Source organism: Streptococcus sp., from assembly GCF_030825805.1.
Taxonomy (GTDB): domain Bacteria; phylum Bacillota; class Bacilli; order Lactobacillales; family Streptococcaceae; genus Streptococcus.
In genome coordinates this window covers 18,357-31,654 of the sequence record NZ_JAPJPF010000004.1, presented here as the reverse complement: position 1 = coordinate 31,654, position 13,298 = coordinate 18,357, and the positions used below count along the sequence as shown (strand labels likewise).

The 13,298-nt window shown below is 42.3% G+C and carries 18 protein-coding genes and 1 riboswitch; of the genes, 16 read left to right on the top strand and 2 right to left on the bottom strand.

The features are described 5' to 3' along the window. Positions 1 to 34 precede the first annotated feature (34 nt). Genes racE through yidD form a run of 9 tightly spaced genes read left to right on the top strand, consistent with a single transcriptional unit; the run spans position 35 to position 5,730 of the window. Positions 35 to 829 (top strand): glutamate racemase, encoded by a 795-nt coding sequence (racE, locus tag RCH62_RS01345; protein ID WP_306474453.1) that lies wholly within the window; start codon positions 35 to 37, stop codon positions 827 to 829. Further along, entirely contained in the window at positions 826 to 1,794 is a 969-nt protein-coding gene (locus RCH62_RS01340; RefSeq protein WP_306474452.1) for a nucleoside-triphosphate diphosphatase, read from the top strand. Before racE ends, RCH62_RS01340 begins: the two co-directional genes overlap by 4 nt. Next, positions 1,779 to 2,300, top strand: coding sequence for a metallophosphoesterase (locus tag RCH62_RS01335; protein WP_006595785.1), 522 nt, complete (start codon positions 1,779 to 1,781; stop codon positions 2,298 to 2,300). The genes RCH62_RS01340 and RCH62_RS01335 overlap by 16 nt, the downstream gene beginning before the upstream one ends. Next, complete coding sequence (gene cbpB, locus RCH62_RS01330; protein WP_306474451.1) at positions 2,297 to 2,758, top strand: cyclic-di-AMP-binding protein CbpB; 462 nt, start codon at positions 2,297 to 2,299, stop codon at positions 2,756 to 2,758. The genes RCH62_RS01335 and cbpB overlap by 4 nt, the downstream gene beginning before the upstream one ends. Further along, entirely contained in the window at positions 2,755 to 3,486 is a 732-nt protein-coding gene (gene xerD, locus RCH62_RS01325) for a site-specific tyrosine recombinase XerD (RefSeq protein ID WP_006595787.1), read from the top strand. The genes cbpB and xerD overlap by 4 nt, the downstream gene beginning before the upstream one ends. Continuing rightward, positions 3,486 to 4,196 carry a segregation/condensation protein A gene (locus tag RCH62_RS01320; protein ID WP_129822382.1) on the top strand — a complete coding sequence of 237 codons (711 nt, stop codon included), beginning with the start codon at positions 3,486 to 3,488 and terminating at the stop codon, positions 4,194 to 4,196. The genes xerD and RCH62_RS01320 overlap by 1 nt, the downstream gene beginning before the upstream one ends. After that, a complete protein-coding gene (gene scpB / locus RCH62_RS01315) occupies positions 4,189 to 4,758 on the top strand; it encodes an SMC-Scp complex subunit ScpB (RefSeq protein ID WP_125374417.1) in 570 nt (189 codons plus the stop codon). Before RCH62_RS01320 ends, scpB begins: the two co-directional genes overlap by 8 nt. Then, positions 4,748 to 5,476 (top strand): pseudouridine synthase, encoded by a 729-nt coding sequence (locus tag RCH62_RS01310; protein ID WP_023024093.1) that lies wholly within the window; start codon positions 4,748 to 4,750, stop codon positions 5,474 to 5,476. The genes scpB and RCH62_RS01310 overlap by 11 nt, the downstream gene beginning before the upstream one ends. Then, positions 5,476 to 5,730, top strand: coding sequence for a membrane protein insertion efficiency factor YidD (gene yidD / locus RCH62_RS01305; RefSeq protein ID WP_006597287.1), 255 nt, complete (start codon positions 5,476 to 5,478; stop codon positions 5,728 to 5,730). Before RCH62_RS01310 ends, yidD begins: the two co-directional genes overlap by 1 nt. Before the next feature lie 76 nt (positions 5,731 to 5,806). Here yidD and RCH62_RS01300 read toward each other — a convergent pair whose 3' ends face one another. Both RCH62_RS01300 and trkA read right to left on the bottom strand, forming a co-directional pair. Then, positions 5,807 to 7,267, bottom strand: a complete 1,461-nt coding sequence (locus RCH62_RS01300) for a TrkH family potassium uptake protein (RefSeq protein WP_306474450.1) — start codon at positions 7,265 to 7,267, stop codon at positions 5,807 to 5,809. Between the two features lie 3 nt (positions 7,268 to 7,270). Continuing rightward, on the bottom strand, positions 7,271 to 8,626 hold the full coding sequence (gene trkA, locus RCH62_RS01295; RefSeq protein WP_129822380.1) for a Trk system potassium transporter TrkA: 1,356 nt from the start codon (positions 8,624 to 8,626) through the stop codon (positions 7,271 to 7,273). 300 nt (positions 8,627 to 8,926) lie between these two features. Between trkA and RCH62_RS01290 the strand changes: the two genes are divergently transcribed. The 7 genes from RCH62_RS01290 (at position 8,927) to RCH62_RS01260 (ending at position 13,297) form a co-directional block, all read left to right on the top strand. Beyond that, positions 8,927 to 9,469, top strand: a complete 543-nt coding sequence (locus tag RCH62_RS01290; RefSeq protein ID WP_048715395.1) for a tRNA (cytidine(34)-2'-O)-methyltransferase — start codon at positions 8,927 to 8,929, stop codon at positions 9,467 to 9,469. An 85-nt stretch (positions 9,470 to 9,554) separates the two neighbouring features. After that, positions 9,555 to 9,788, top strand: a riboswitch (FMN riboswitch). Positions 9,789 to 10,004: 216 nt separating this feature from the next. Continuing rightward, positions 10,005 to 10,562, top strand: coding sequence for an ECF transporter S component (locus tag RCH62_RS01285; protein ID WP_306474449.1), 558 nt, complete (start codon positions 10,005 to 10,007; stop codon positions 10,560 to 10,562). Further along, positions 10,552 to 11,202, top strand: a complete 651-nt coding sequence (locus RCH62_RS01280) for a phosphatase PAP2 family protein (protein ID WP_306474448.1) — start codon at positions 10,552 to 10,554, stop codon at positions 11,200 to 11,202. Before RCH62_RS01285 ends, RCH62_RS01280 begins: the two co-directional genes overlap by 11 nt. A 3-nt stretch (positions 11,203 to 11,205) precedes the next feature. Next, positions 11,206 to 11,517 (top strand): MGMT family protein, encoded by a 312-nt coding sequence (locus RCH62_RS01275; protein ID WP_048688271.1) that lies wholly within the window; start codon positions 11,206 to 11,208, stop codon positions 11,515 to 11,517. A gap of 23 nt (positions 11,518 to 11,540) precedes the next feature. Next, positions 11,541 to 12,473 carry a TIGR01212 family radical SAM protein gene (locus tag RCH62_RS01270; protein WP_048688267.1) on the top strand — a complete coding sequence of 311 codons (933 nt, stop codon included), beginning with the start codon at positions 11,541 to 11,543 and terminating at the stop codon, positions 12,471 to 12,473. Between the two features lie 10 nt (positions 12,474 to 12,483). Continuing rightward, a complete protein-coding gene (locus RCH62_RS01265; RefSeq protein WP_195323680.1) occupies positions 12,484 to 13,041 on the top strand; it encodes a class I SAM-dependent methyltransferase in 558 nt (185 codons plus the stop codon). After that, the gene (locus RCH62_RS01260; RefSeq protein ID WP_006595800.1) at positions 13,034 to 13,297 is read left to right on the top strand and encodes a hypothetical protein; all 264 of its coding nucleotides are present in this window, start codon (positions 13,034 to 13,036) and stop codon (positions 13,295 to 13,297) included. The genes RCH62_RS01265 and RCH62_RS01260 overlap by 8 nt, the downstream gene beginning before the upstream one ends. The last annotated feature ends 1 nt before the right edge of the window (position 13,298 follow it).

The window sequence follows — 13,298 nt, the reverse complement described above, 5'->3', positions numbered from 1 at the left end:
TTTTTCTTGGTCCCTTGTTTTGAAAGGAAGGCAGATGGACAATCGACCAATTGGTTTTTTGGATTCGGGTGTCGGAGGGTTAACCGTTGTTCGCGAATTGATGCGGCAACTTCCCCATGAAGAGGTGGTCTATATTGGTGATTCCGCTAGAGCACCTTATGGCCCGAGACCAGCAGATCAAATTCGTGACTATACTTGGGAGATGGTTCGTTTTCTCCTAACGAAAAATGTGAAGATGATTGTTTTGGCCTGTAATACGGCGACAGCTGTTGTATGGGAAGAGGTGAAAGAAGCCTTGGATATTCCTGTTCTAGGAGTGATTTTGCCAGGAGCTTCCGCAGCGATCAAGGCGACAAAAAGCAAACGAATTGGAGTCATTGGGACTCCAATGACGGTCGCCTCAGATATTTATCGGAAAAAAATTCAAAGCCTGTCACCAGAAATGGCAGTAGAGAGTTTATCTTGTCCGAAATTTGTCCCTCTGGTTGAATCTAATGAGTTGCAGTCCAGTGTTACAAAAAAAGTTGTCTATGAAACCTTGAAACCTTTGGCTGGGAAAGTAGATACACTGGTTTTGGGATGCACCCATTATCCTCTCCTTCGCCCTATTATTCAAAATGTCATGGGGCCAGAGGTTCAGTTAATTGATAGCGGTGCTGAGTGTGTCCGGGATATCTCGGTCTTGCTCAACTACTTTGAGATTAATCGCAGTCGTCAACTGGAGGACTGCCACCATCAGTTTTATACAACGGCCAATGCAGCCAGTTTTGCAGCGATTGCCAAGACTTGGTTGCATCAAGTCGTTCATGTGGAGCATGTAGAATTATGAACCAAAAGATATATGAATACAAAGATGCCTTAAATTGGTTTCTAGCTGAATGGGGAGATCGGAGTGACTATAACGAATATAGCGAAGTCTCTTCAGAAGCTTCTGAGCTTGTTGACCTAGTAGAATCACTAGTTGGAGAAACAGACTTGGGCTTTCCCCTAAATGTAACGGTTGTTCGTTACGCATCTAGTTTGCAGTTTTTGACCTTCCTCTTTCAAATCGTTGAGGAAACACTAGGTCGCAAAATTGAACTCGTGCAGCGTCAAGGAGCTCTTCTCATTGTAGAAGGAGAGCAATTGCTCTCTGTTTATCTACCAAAAAATGGTCTTCCACTTGCAGATTTTTGGGGCCAGGAAGGTCTTAAGGATCGCTTGCTAATCGCTACTCGGAATGAAGGAAAAACCAAAGAGTTTCGTCAGATCTTTGAACAAATGGGTTTTGAAGTCGAGAATCTCAATGACTATCCGGATCTTCCAGAAGTAGCTGAAACAGGAATGACTTTCGAAGAAAATGCTCGCCTAAAAGCTGAGACAATTTCACAGCTAACAGGGAAAATGGTGTTGGCGGATGATTCAGGACTCATGGTCGATATCCTTGGGGGCTTACCAGGTGTCTGGTCTGCTCGCTTTGCAGGTGTGGGAGCGACCGACCTAGAGAACAATGCCAAGCTCTTACATGAGCTGGCGATGGTCTTTGAATTGAAGGATCGGTCAGCAAAATTTCATACAACCTTAGTGGTTGCCAGTCCTGGTAAGGAGAGCCTTGTTGTGGAGGCGGATTGGCCAGGATATATCAATTTTGAACCAAAAGGTGAGAACGGGTTTGGCTATGATCCCCTCTTTTTAGTAGGAGAAACAGGTAAGACATCTGCTCAACTAACTCTAAAGGAGAAAAATCAACAATCGCATCGTGCTTTAGCCGTGAAGAAATTAGTGGAGGTATTCCCAGCATGGCAGAACAAGTAATCATCGTCATGAGCGATTCTCATGGAGATCGACAGATCGTAGAAGAGATCAAAAACCACTATAAAGGAAAGGTCGATGCCATTTTTCACAATGGGGATTCTGAGTTAGAAAGTACCGACCCTGTATGGGAAGGCATTCATGTTGTCAAAGGGAACATGGACTTTTATGGGGAATACCCAGAACGGTTGGTGACGCAATTGGGTCCTACCCGAATTATTCAAACCCATGGTCATCTTTTCCAGATTAATTTTAGTTTTCAAAAGTTAGATTTGTGGGCCCAAGAAGAAGATGCAGATATCTGCCTCTATGGCCATCTGCATATTCCGGATGCTTGGAAAGAAGGACGTACCCTTTTTCTAAATCCTGGGTCAATCAGTTTACCGCGGGGGCCCATTCAAGAGTGCCTTTATGCTAAAGTAGAAATTGATGCAGATTCCTATCGAGTTGAATTTTTAAATCGGAAGCATGAGGTCTATGAACCTCTTACAAAGGAGTTTGATCGATGATCGCCAAGGAATTTGAAGAATTTATTCTTCAAGAAGAAAAGACTTTTTTGACACCAGCGCGGAATTTGGCTGTTTTAATTGATACCCACAATGTGGATCATGCCATCTTGGTGCTGAGTCAAATTAGCTACACTCGTGTTCCTGTTGTGACCGATCAAATGAAATACGTAGGGACGATTTCTTTAACAGATATTCTTTCTTACCAAATGAAACATGATTATTCTGATGAAGTCTTTTCATCCATGGATATCGTTCATATGACTAAGAAGGATGGAGAGTACTTAGAAAAAGAGTATAATTTGACAGAAGTCTTGCATAAGTTGGTAGAGGAATCCTTTTTACCAGTTGTTTCAGAGGATGGAGTCTTTGAAGGGATCATCACTCGAAAATCCATTTTAAAAGCCATCAACTCCCTCATGCACAATTTCTCAAATGAATATGAGATGAGGAAAAAATGAAAGAATACATAGCTAGTTTTATCAAAGAAAAAGACTTAAGTGAAAATTCACAGACGGCCTATTCTTATGATTTGGATCAGTTCGTGGATACTGTTCATAACCATGTCTCAGATACCAATCTTCGAATTTATCAAGCTTCGATTAAGGATTTTAAACCAGCTGTTCAAAAACGGAAGCTATCAGCCGTCAACCAATTTCTGTTTTATCTTTATCAGCACCAGGTTATTGAGGATTACCATCGTTTGGTCCTTCCAAAAGTCTCTGTGCCGAAAAGCCACGATCAAGAACTATTGGACTTATCCCTCTTGTGGGAAGGATCAGACTTATCCCAAGGGCGCTTGATTGCCCTATTGATTGTCGAGATGGGCTTGTTGCCTAGTGAAATTCTTCAGTTGAAAATCGTTGATATTGAACTGGATTTTCAGGTTTTACGAGTAGGGAAAGAAGGACAGAAACGGGTTTTGCGTATCCCGGATGCACTTCTGGGAGAGTTGACAGATTTGATGACAGGGACTTATTTATTTGATAACAAGGGCAAGGCCTATTCACGTCAGTGGGGCTTCCGTCAATTAGAGTCCTTCCTATTGGAAAAAGGTTTTGAAAATCTTTCGGCGCAATCCTTACGGGAACAATACATTTTAAAACAAAGAGAACAGGGGATGGATCTGTTTAGCATCGCCCGAGAGCTCGGTTTAAAAACCCTAGTAACCCTAGAAAAGTATAAGTAATGGATATTAAAATAAAGGATTTTGAAGGTCCCTTGGATCTTCTCTTACACCTCGTTTCAAAATATCAGATGGATATTTATGAGGTTCCTCTAATTGAGGTGATCGAGCAGTACTTGGCCTATCTGACGACCCTCCAAGCCATGCGCTTAGAGGTTGCTGGTGAATACATGCTGATGGCCAGTCAGTTGACCTTGATTAAGAGTCGGCGTCTCCTTCCAAAAATTGCGGAGCAAGCAACGGATGAAGAAGATTTAGAGCAGGACCTCCTGTCTCAAATCGAAGAGTACAGGAAGTTTAAACTATTGGGTGAAAAGATGGCCCTTCAACACGAGGAGAGAGCCCAGTACTTTTCAAAACCCAAAACGGAATTAGTCTATGATGATGCAGAATTGGTCCATGACAAGACCACGATTGATCTTTTCTTGGCCTTTTCAAAATTGTTAACGAAAAAGAAAGAAGAATTTCGACAAAATCATACGACCATTGTTCGAGACGAGTATAAAATTGAAGACCTGATGAATGTTGTTCGTCACTTGTGTCAGCCTGGTAAGAGAATCTTGCTACAAGATATTTTTGAGGAAGCCAAGGATGTCAACGAACTGATTACAGTCTTTTTGGCGACTTTGGAATTAATTAAAGTACAAGAAGTTAAGGCTCTTCAGGAAGAACCATTTGGAGATATTATTTTAGTAGGATTAAAGAATGAGTAAAATTGCAGAGATGGAGGCCCTCTTGTTTGTTGCAGGAGAAGATGGTTTGACGGTGAGGCAGATTGCCGATCTCTTATCCCTTCCTCCCACAGGAGTAATTCAAAGTTTAGAAAAAATGGCCCAGAAGTACGAGCAGGATCAGGATTCTAGTATGGCCTTATTGGAGACAGCGTCAACCTATAAATTAGTGACCAAGTCCCAATATGCAGAGCTGTTACGTGAGTATTCAAAGTCACCAATGAATCAAAGTCTCTCTCGAGCTGCCTTGGAAACTCTCTCCATCATTGCCTATAAACAGCCGATTACTCGGATTGAAGTCGATGATATTCGTGGAGTGAACTCTAGTGGGGCCATTTCAAAATTACTTTCTTTTGAGTTGATTCGAGAAGATGGGAAGAAGGAAGTCATTGGGAGACCCAATCTCTATGTGACGACAGATTACTTTTTGGATTATATGGGGATTAACCATCTAGACGAGTTACCAATTGTTGAAGAGACTGAGTTAATCGGTCAAGAAAGCCAATTATTTACAGAAAGAACTGAGGAAATTGATGAGAATTAACAAATATATTGCTCATGCTGGTGTCGCAAGCCGTCGTAAAGCAGAGGAACTGATTAAACAAGGCCTTGTCACTGTAAATGGTCAAGTGGTCCGTGAATTGGCGACGACGATCAAGTCTGGAGACAAGGTGGAAGTAGAAGGTCAACCGATATACAATGAAGAGAAGGTTTACTACCTCTTAAATAAACCAAGAGGAGTCATTTCCAGTGTATCAGACGATAAAGGGAGACCAACTGTTATTGATTTGTTACCGCAAGTCAAGGAACGGATTTATCCTGTCGGTCGTTTGGACTGGGATACTTCTGGTGTCCTGATTTTGACCAATGATGGTGATTTTACGGATGAAATGATCCATCCGCGTAATGAGATTGATAAGGTTTATGTTGCGCGTGTGAAGGGATTGGCCAACAAAGAAAACTTGCGTCCCTTAACTCGTGGTGTGACCATTGATGGCAAAAAGACCAAGCCAGCTACCTATGAGATTCTAAAGGTAGATCCAGAAAAGAATCGCTCGGTTGTCCAATTGACCATCCATGAAGGACGCAATCACCAAGTCAAGAAGATGTTTGAAGCTGTTGGCCTCTTGGTGGATAAATTGTCCCGGACCCAATTTGGAAATTTAGACGTTTCTGGACTTCGTCCTGGAGAATACCGACGTCTCAATAAAAAAGAAATTAGCCAATTGCATACTCTTGCAGTGACAAAGACGAAAAAATAATGAAGAAATGTGCGATCGGCCTTGTTCGTCTCTATCAACGCCTTCTTTCACCCCTCTTTCCACCTTCCTGTCGCTATAGCCCTACCTGTTCAAACTATATGATTCAGGCCATTGAACGGCATGGTTTAAAAGGAATTTTGATGGGGCTTGCTCGGATTCTTCGTTGCCATCCCTGGAGCAAGACTGGAGTGGATCCAGTTCCAGATCATTTCAGTCTGAGAAGCCAGCTAGAAGAAGAGAAAGGTAACCATTAAGATAGAACAAGCTTCCATAAGAAGTCTCACTCAGAGCAAAGAAAAAAGTTTTGGTTTTTCCAAAACTTTTTATTTTTTATCGATTTGACCAGGTACGAGGCATAAAGAGAAGTAACATCGGGTAGATTTCCAACCGTCCTGCAATCATGGCAATCGATAGTAAGAGCTTAGAAATTGGACTAAAGATAGCAAAGGTATCCGTTGTCCCAATCATTGGCCCAATATTGTTGAAGCAACTAAAGACAGCGCTGACGACCGTCATAAAATTATTGCTATCGAAGCTGACAACCGCAATGAGGGCGATCATAATCAAGGTATAGACCACGAAATATTTTAAAATTTTGTGCTGGGTATCCTTGTCTAAAGATGAACCATTGATATGAAGAGTCATCACCCGATTGGGTGATAGCATGGAACGGATTTGATTTTTTCCAATCCGAGCTAGAATTAAGCAACGAATCACTTTTAGTCCCCCAGCAGTAGACCCAGCCGATCCACCAACCACCATGAGCATGAGGAGGAGGAACTGAGAAAAGAGCGGCCAATCAACAGTGTTGCCAAAACCAAATCCAGTTGTAGTAATGACATTGGAGACTTGGAAAAAGGACATTTCAAAACTATCTGCAAAATTGTGATAGAGATGGAAAATGTTGCAGGCAATCAGAAGGGAAGAAACCCCGACAATCATCAAATAAGTACGAAGTTCTTCATCGCCGAAGAAGGCCTTGAACTTGCGAAGCATAATGTAGTAGTATAGGTTAAAGTTAACCCCAAAGACCAAGACTCCGAAACTGACCAAATAAGTGATGAGAGTTGAATGGTAGTGGGCAATCCCGTCGTTGAAGACGGTGAAGCCACCGGTACCAGCAGTCCCCATAGCAATAATAAAGCTATCATAAAGAGGCATGCCAGCACAGAAGTAGATCATCACAAAGAGGAAGAAGAGAGCCAAATAGAGGTAATAAAGGATTTGAGCTGTGTTCTTCAATTTGGATACAATTTTACCAAATACAGGACCAGGAACTTCTGCCTTCATTACTTCGAGGTGGCTGTTCTTGTTATTGTCCATAATAGCTAGGGCAAAGACCAGCACCCCCATCCCTCCAATTAAGTGGGTGAAACTACGCCAGAAAAGAAGGGAAGGACTGAGGACGGAGACATCATTCAAAATGGTTGCTCCTGTAGTCGTAAAACCAGAACTAACTTCGAAAAATGCATCAATGATGTTTGGGATTTGTCCTGAGAAGACAAAGGGAAGAGCACCAAAGAAGGACCAGAGGATCCAACACAAAGCCACAATCAGAACGCCTTCTTTAGCATAGATGTGAAAATCTTTTGGTTTGAAAAAGGAACCAATGCCTCCCAATAGAAGGAGGATGGCAATGGTTGCAAATAGGGAGATAAAGACAGTCGGACTATCCTTGACAACAAAATCGTTCTTTAGATTGAGAAGTGCAACTACAATTGGAACACAGAGTAGCATGGCTTCAATCAGAAGGAGTTTTGCTAAAAGGTAGCGAATCATACTTTTGTTCATGGCTTACCCCTCTAACAAATCATAGATTTTCGTGATGTTGCTGATTAGGGTAGTAACGATAATGCGATCCCCTATCAAAAGATGGTCATCTCCAGTTGGGAAAATAGCTTTCCCGTTTCGGATAATGGCTGCGATGAGAACACCTTTTTTCAATTTCAGTTGTGACAAAGGTTTGCCCGTCATTTTATTTTCTTCGCGGATCTGGAATTGAAGGGTCTCGATTTGACCATTGGCAACGTGGTGCAAGGCTTCAAGATTTGAATAGCGTGCATTATAACGTCCACGGATGAAATGCATGATGGTATCCACCGCAATGCCCTTCGGTGTCACAATACTTGAAAAATCTTGCCGATCAATAATTTCCAGCAGGCTAGTTCGGTTGACCTTGGTAATATTCTTTTGAACACCTACGCTATTTAGGAACATAGAAGCGATAATGTTTTCTTCATCGACCCCTGTTAGTGTCGCCACGGCATCAAAGTTACCTGCGCGCTCTTCCATTAGAATATCTTTTGATGTCCCATCTCCTTGGATAACATAGAGATCAGGGAATTCTTGACTAAACCATTCTGCTCGTTTTTGATCGATTTCAATGACTTTTAAGTCGATCTTCCGTTTGCTATTTTCCAAAATATTTAGGAGATAGTAGGAAATCTTACCAGCTCCGATCAGGAGGAGACTTTTAACAACCTGAGGACGAATGCTATTGTGGAAATTCACAATTTCCACTCGATTTCCCGTCATAAAAATCTTATCAAAGGCTTGTAAAGTGAAGTCCCCATCTGGAATCGTTAACTGACCTTGTCGTTCGATGGCACAGATAATAATGTTTCCATATTTCTTTCTGAATTGAGAAAGGGTCATCTGGCAGAGTGGGCTTTCCTCTTTGATCTTAAATTCCATAAAAGCGACTCGTCCACCAGCAAAGTGCTCAACAGACAAGGCATTTGGGAAATCAATGCTATTAGCAATGTAGCGAGCAGCTAGAAGTTCAGGATTGACGACTAGGGAGAAGCCGAGAATATTTTTTTCTTTAAAATAAGAATTTGAATATTCGGGATTGCGGACGCGGACAACGGTCTCTTTAGCTCCCATTTTCTTGGCCAGGACGGCAGAAACCATGTTGACTTCGTCTTGCTCTGTCAGGGCGACAAAGATGTCACAGTCGGCCACATCTGCTTGTTCGAGAATCTTAAAGTTGGCACCATTGCCAACAATACCAATGATATCGTAGCGTTTGGTAATATGATTAACAACGGCTTCATCTTGTTCAATCAAGATGACATCGTGATTTTCCGCGACGAGGGAACGACAGAGTGCTGTTCCGACCTTACCGCCTCCAACTACAATAATTTTCATGAATATTTCCTCCAAAGTATGATTCTATCTTACTCTATTTTCAAAAAAAAATCACCTCTTAATAGTGGAAACAGGGCATAAAGAGCCAGATTCTCTTCAATACATGAAAGAGAATGTAAAAAAGTGAAATTTTTTTATCGAAATAGTTGACAGGAGGCATGAAAGTGGTATACTGATACAGTAACCTCATTGATTTACCTCAAACCTGTTGTGAGTTAAGTTAATGAAGTCGTAACCACGCTGTTTGCTGAGCTTGACTCCGGGCAGTGTGGCTATTTTTTTGCCAGAAATGAGATCGTGATGAATATTGAAGAATTAGCTTATACAGAAACCAAATCAAAAAACCATGTAGTTCTCTATCAACCTCAAATTCCCCAAAACACAGGGAACATTGCTCGTACTTGTGCAGCTACCAATGCCCCCCTTCACATCATTCGGCCCATGGCTTTTCCTATCGATGATCGGAAGATGAAACGTGCGGGACTGGATTATTGGGATAAGTTGGATGTTCGCTTTTACGACAGCTTGGATGAATTTATGGAGGCTGCAGCTGGAGGAAAGGTCCACCTGGTTTCAAAATTTGCTGATCAGACTTATTCAGATGTGGATTACAATGATGATGCAGAACATTATTTCATTTTTGGTCGTGAGGACAAAGGCTTACCAGAGGATTTTATGCGGCTTCATGCTGAAAAGGCGATTCGGATTCCGATGAATGATGAACATGTCAGAAGCTTGAATGTCTCCAATACCGTTTGTATGATTGTCTACGAAGCCCTCAGACAACAGGAGTTTTCAGGCTTAGAGCTGGTCCATCAGTATGAGGGAGATAAGTTGAAGTAGGAAGAGACTCTTTACAAAAGGAGTTTTGTTGTAACTTTTGATATTACAAAACACTTGCAATAGCAGGTGTTTTTTGTTATGATTAAGGAGTCTTCAGGGCAGGGTGTAATTCCCGACCGGCGGTGACTTTTACTAGGAAATGTTCTTTTCCTTTTCTACTTTGTTGTCAAGTTTTGCCTAACTAGAAGTTATGCCTAGAGCTTGTCGCCTCGTCTAAAAGAAAATCTCCATTTCCATACTCTAAAAGAAGTCCGCGAGCGCAAGCTGATGTGGTGTGATTCCACAACCGACAGTATAGTCTGGATGGGAGAAGACGAGAGAGGAACAAACCTGTTCTTTTTGACGATGGACTTGATGGAAATTTTGTTGATTCTATAAGAAATCAGTCTTTGCGCTTTTTTCTTGTAGCATCAGGGCTTTTTTCGTCAAGTATTAAGGAACTGTTTAAGTTTTCTTTAAAACGATTGAAATAGAATAAGGTTAAGGGAATCTTTCCAACTTCTTCTAATTTTAGTAAAAATTGGAGGAACCTGTGATGACAAATACTCGTAAACTGACCCTAGTGGCTGTTTTATCTGCACTTTCTTTTCTATTGATGTTTTATCAACTATCAATAGGGATTGATTTTTTAAAGGTTGACTTTAGTACGATCCCAATCTTACTCGCCTTAGTTCTATTAGATTTGAAGAGCTCAGTTGTGGTGGTTTTGATTCGATCTGTTCTCAAGTTGGTTTTGAATGGTCGAGGAGCTGAGACCTTGGTTGGCTTACCGATTAATATCATTGGCGTCTTAGTCTTTGTCTTAGCATTTGCAGTCATTTGGAATAAGAAGAAAAGCCTGGTTCGGTTTGTAATTGCTAGTCTAGTTGGGACCATTGGTTTAACCATTTCCATGCTCCTGGTCAATTACTATTATGCCATCCCTCTTTATGCTAAATTTGTTGGTTTTGACATCGCAAAGATGGTCGGAGTTGAAAAGTATCTTCTCAGTATGGTTGTTCCCTTTAATCTAATAGAAGGACTGATTTGGGCTGTGACCTTCTGGATGGTATACACCGTCGTACAGCCCCTACTTAAAATCTATGAAAAATAAACAATCTCATTTTTTAAAGGGCTCTTTTGCCCTTTTGTTATTTATGATTCTGGGCTATGTAGTCAAATTTTATCCGGAAAATTTAGTCGGAATCGATCAACCGATTCAATCGGCTATTCGCGGGGATTTACCAGTCTATTTGACAGCCTTCTTTACCCGTGTAACAGTGCTGATGAACACACCCGTTGTTGCATCCTGGGTTGGCGTCATTGTCCTCTTCTTTGTCTGGAAGAAATGGTATACGGAGGCCCTCCTCCTCACCGGGAGTTTGGTTACAACTGGATTACTCGTGGTAATCCTGAAACACATCTATTTACGCCCACGACCAGCACTTCAACATTTGGTCCAAGAAGGGGGCTATTCTTTTCCAAGTGGCCACTCCTTGGCAGCCACCCTGGTCTTCGGTAGTTTGATCATTGTGGTAGGGCAACGGATGACCTCTCAAGTCGGGAAAGTCCTGGCTCAGATTGCCCTCTTCCTCTGTATAGTAACCATCGTTGTATCTCGTGTCTATGTTGGGGTTCATTACCCGACAGACGTCACAGGAAGTATGCTTTTGGGATTTGGTCTTTTGCAAATGGTCTTTTCTTATTACGACCGTTTGCGTTTTGAATGGCGCTTTAAGAGTAAGCAGAAGTAAAGCATGAACGATTTATTTGAAGAAAAGGTCCTAAAGGTCGTTGCTCAGATTCCCCTGGGATGTGTGGCCACCTATGGTCAAATTGCCCAACTCATTGGCTATCCTCGTCACGCCCGCCAGGTCGGCAAGGTCTTGGCTACTTCTACAAAAGCTGTGACCTATCCCTGTCATCGGGTCGTGACCTCTACTGGTCGCCTGGCTCCTGATTGGGAAGAGCAAGGCACGCTTCTCTGGGCCGAAGGGGTAGAATGCAAATCCAATGGTTGTGTGGATCTTAAAAAATACAAATGGAAAGCAGAGGAGACTCAACTTTGAGTTCACTCTGCTTTTTTGCTATAATGAGGGGTATGAAATCCTATACGACCTTAAATGATTATTACCGAACCTTATTTGGAGAAAAGACCTTTAAAGTCCCGATTGATGCGGGCTTTGACTGTCCCAATCGTGATGGAACTGTTGCTCGTGGGGGCTGTACTTTTTGTACAGTTTCTGGCTCTGGGGACGCCATCGTAGCACCAGACGCCCCTATTCGGGATCAGTTTTACAAAGAAATTGATTTTATGCACCGCAAATGGCCCGACGTCAAAAAGTATTTGGTATATTTTCAAAATTTCACTAATACGCATGAATCCGTCGATGTCATTCGGGAGCGCTATGAGCAAGCCATCAATGAACCAGGTGTCGTAGGGATTAACATCGGGACACGACCAGACTGCTTGCCGGATGAAACGTTGGCCTACCTAGCAGAATTGACAGAGCGCATGCATGTGACCATTGAGCTAGGCTTGCAGACGACTTATGAAACGACCTCTGAATTGATCAACCGAGCCCATAGCTATGAACTTTATGTGGAAACGGTGAAGCGGATTCGCCAACAGGTCCCTAAGGCAGAGATTGTTTCACATTTAATCAACGGTCTTCCTGGGGAGACGCATGAGATGATGGTGGAGAATGTCCGTCGTTGTGTAACAGACAACGATATCCAGGGCATTAAATTGCACCTGCTCCATCTCATGACCAATACCCGGATGCAACGAGACTACCATGAAGGACGATTGCAATTGATGAGTCAGGAGGAATACGTGTCGGTTATCTGTGACCAACTGGAGATCATTCCCAAGGAAATCGTCATCCACCGGATTACAGGAGATGCTCCACGCGAAATGTTGATAGGACCGATGTGGAGTCTCAATAAGTGGGAAGTACTGAATGCCATTGAAGCTGAGATGCGTCGTCGTGGAAGTGTTCAAGGTTGTAAAGTAGGAAAATAGGAGGAGTAGCATGTTGCGACCATTAGAGATGGCCCATGATTTTCTTAGGGAGATCATTACAGATCAAGATACTGTGGTTGATGCGACCATGGGAAATGGGCATGATACCCTTTTCTTGGCAAAACTAGCCAAAGAAGTCTATGCATTTGATATTCAAGAACAGGCCTTGGTCCATACGCAAAAGCGCTTGGAAGAAGCTGGGCTCTCCAATGCCCATCTTCTTTTAAAGGGGCATGAAGAAGTAGATCACTATGTGGACCAGGTCAAGGCGGCTATCTTCAACTTAGGCTATCTTCCTTCAGCAGACAAGTCGATTATTACCCAGCCTAAAACAACGATCCAAGCCATTGATAAACTCTGTCACCGCTTGATCAAGGGAGGGCGAATAGCCATTATGATCTATTATGGTCATGAGGGTGGGGATCTCGAGAAGGATGCTGTCTTGGAGTTTGTCTCCCAACTGCCTCAACAAGAATTTACGGTCACTAGTTACCGGACCCTGAACCAGATCAATCATCCCCCATTTTTGGTCATGATCGAAAAATTAGAAAGTTATCGCCATGGATAAAGAATTTTTAAAAAATAAAATTGATGCTCTTCGCCACGATTTTGTGGAGTCTACCTCTCATGAACGTGCCGTTGGTTTTTTAGATGAAGCACGGATGAGCAAAAAGATGATCAAAATCAAGAAGAAGCTGGTTTCTCTTGAAATGGAACGTTGCCAGAAGAAAATTGAGCACAAGGATCTGACAAAGATTGATCAAAAGATCCAAGAACAAAAGCAACTCTTTGAGGACTGTTGTAACCAACGATCAGGAGGATAAG

Excerpts from the sequence above, each read along its gene's own strand:
- racE (WP_306474453.1), top strand. The coding sequence starts at position 35 with ATGGACAATCGACCAATTGGTTTTTTGGATTCGGGTGTCGGAGGGTTA.
- RCH62_RS01340 (WP_306474452.1), top strand. The coding sequence starts at position 826 with ATGAACCAAAAGATATATGAATACAAAGATGCCTTAAATTGGTTTCTA.
- RCH62_RS01335 (WP_006595785.1), top strand. The coding sequence starts at position 1,779 with ATGGCAGAACAAGTAATCATCGTCATGAGCGATTCTCATGGAGATCGA.
- cbpB (WP_306474451.1), top strand. The coding sequence starts at position 2,297 with ATGATCGCCAAGGAATTTGAAGAATTTATTCTTCAAGAAGAAAAGACT.
- xerD (WP_006595787.1), top strand. The coding sequence starts at position 2,755 with ATGAAAGAATACATAGCTAGTTTTATCAAAGAAAAAGACTTAAGTGAA.
- RCH62_RS01320 (WP_129822382.1), top strand. The coding sequence starts at position 3,486 with ATGGATATTAAAATAAAGGATTTTGAAGGTCCCTTGGATCTTCTCTTA.
- scpB (WP_125374417.1), top strand. The coding sequence starts at position 4,189 with ATGAGTAAAATTGCAGAGATGGAGGCCCTCTTGTTTGTTGCAGGAGAA.
- RCH62_RS01310 (WP_023024093.1), top strand. The coding sequence starts at position 4,748 with ATGAGAATTAACAAATATATTGCTCATGCTGGTGTCGCAAGCCGTCGT.
- yidD (WP_006597287.1), top strand. The coding sequence starts at position 5,476 with ATGAAGAAATGTGCGATCGGCCTTGTTCGTCTCTATCAACGCCTTCTT.
- RCH62_RS01300 (WP_306474450.1), bottom strand. The coding sequence starts at position 7,267 with ATGAACAAAAGTATGATTCGCTACCTTTTAGCAAAACTCCTTCTGATT.
- trkA (WP_129822380.1), bottom strand. The coding sequence starts at position 8,626 with ATGAAAATTATTGTAGTTGGAGGCGGTAAGGTCGGAACAGCACTCTGT.
- RCH62_RS01290 (WP_048715395.1), top strand. The coding sequence starts at position 8,927 with ATGAATATTGAAGAATTAGCTTATACAGAAACCAAATCAAAAAACCAT.
- RCH62_RS01285 (WP_306474449.1), top strand. The coding sequence starts at position 10,005 with ATGACAAATACTCGTAAACTGACCCTAGTGGCTGTTTTATCTGCACTT.
- RCH62_RS01280 (WP_306474448.1), top strand. The coding sequence starts at position 10,552 with ATGAAAAATAAACAATCTCATTTTTTAAAGGGCTCTTTTGCCCTTTTG.
- RCH62_RS01275 (WP_048688271.1), top strand. The coding sequence starts at position 11,206 with ATGAACGATTTATTTGAAGAAAAGGTCCTAAAGGTCGTTGCTCAGATT.
- RCH62_RS01270 (WP_048688267.1), top strand. The coding sequence starts at position 11,541 with ATGAGGGGTATGAAATCCTATACGACCTTAAATGATTATTACCGAACC.
- RCH62_RS01265 (WP_195323680.1), top strand. The coding sequence starts at position 12,484 with ATGTTGCGACCATTAGAGATGGCCCATGATTTTCTTAGGGAGATCATT.
- RCH62_RS01260 (WP_006595800.1), top strand. The coding sequence starts at position 13,034 with ATGGATAAAGAATTTTTAAAAAATAAAATTGATGCTCTTCGCCACGAT.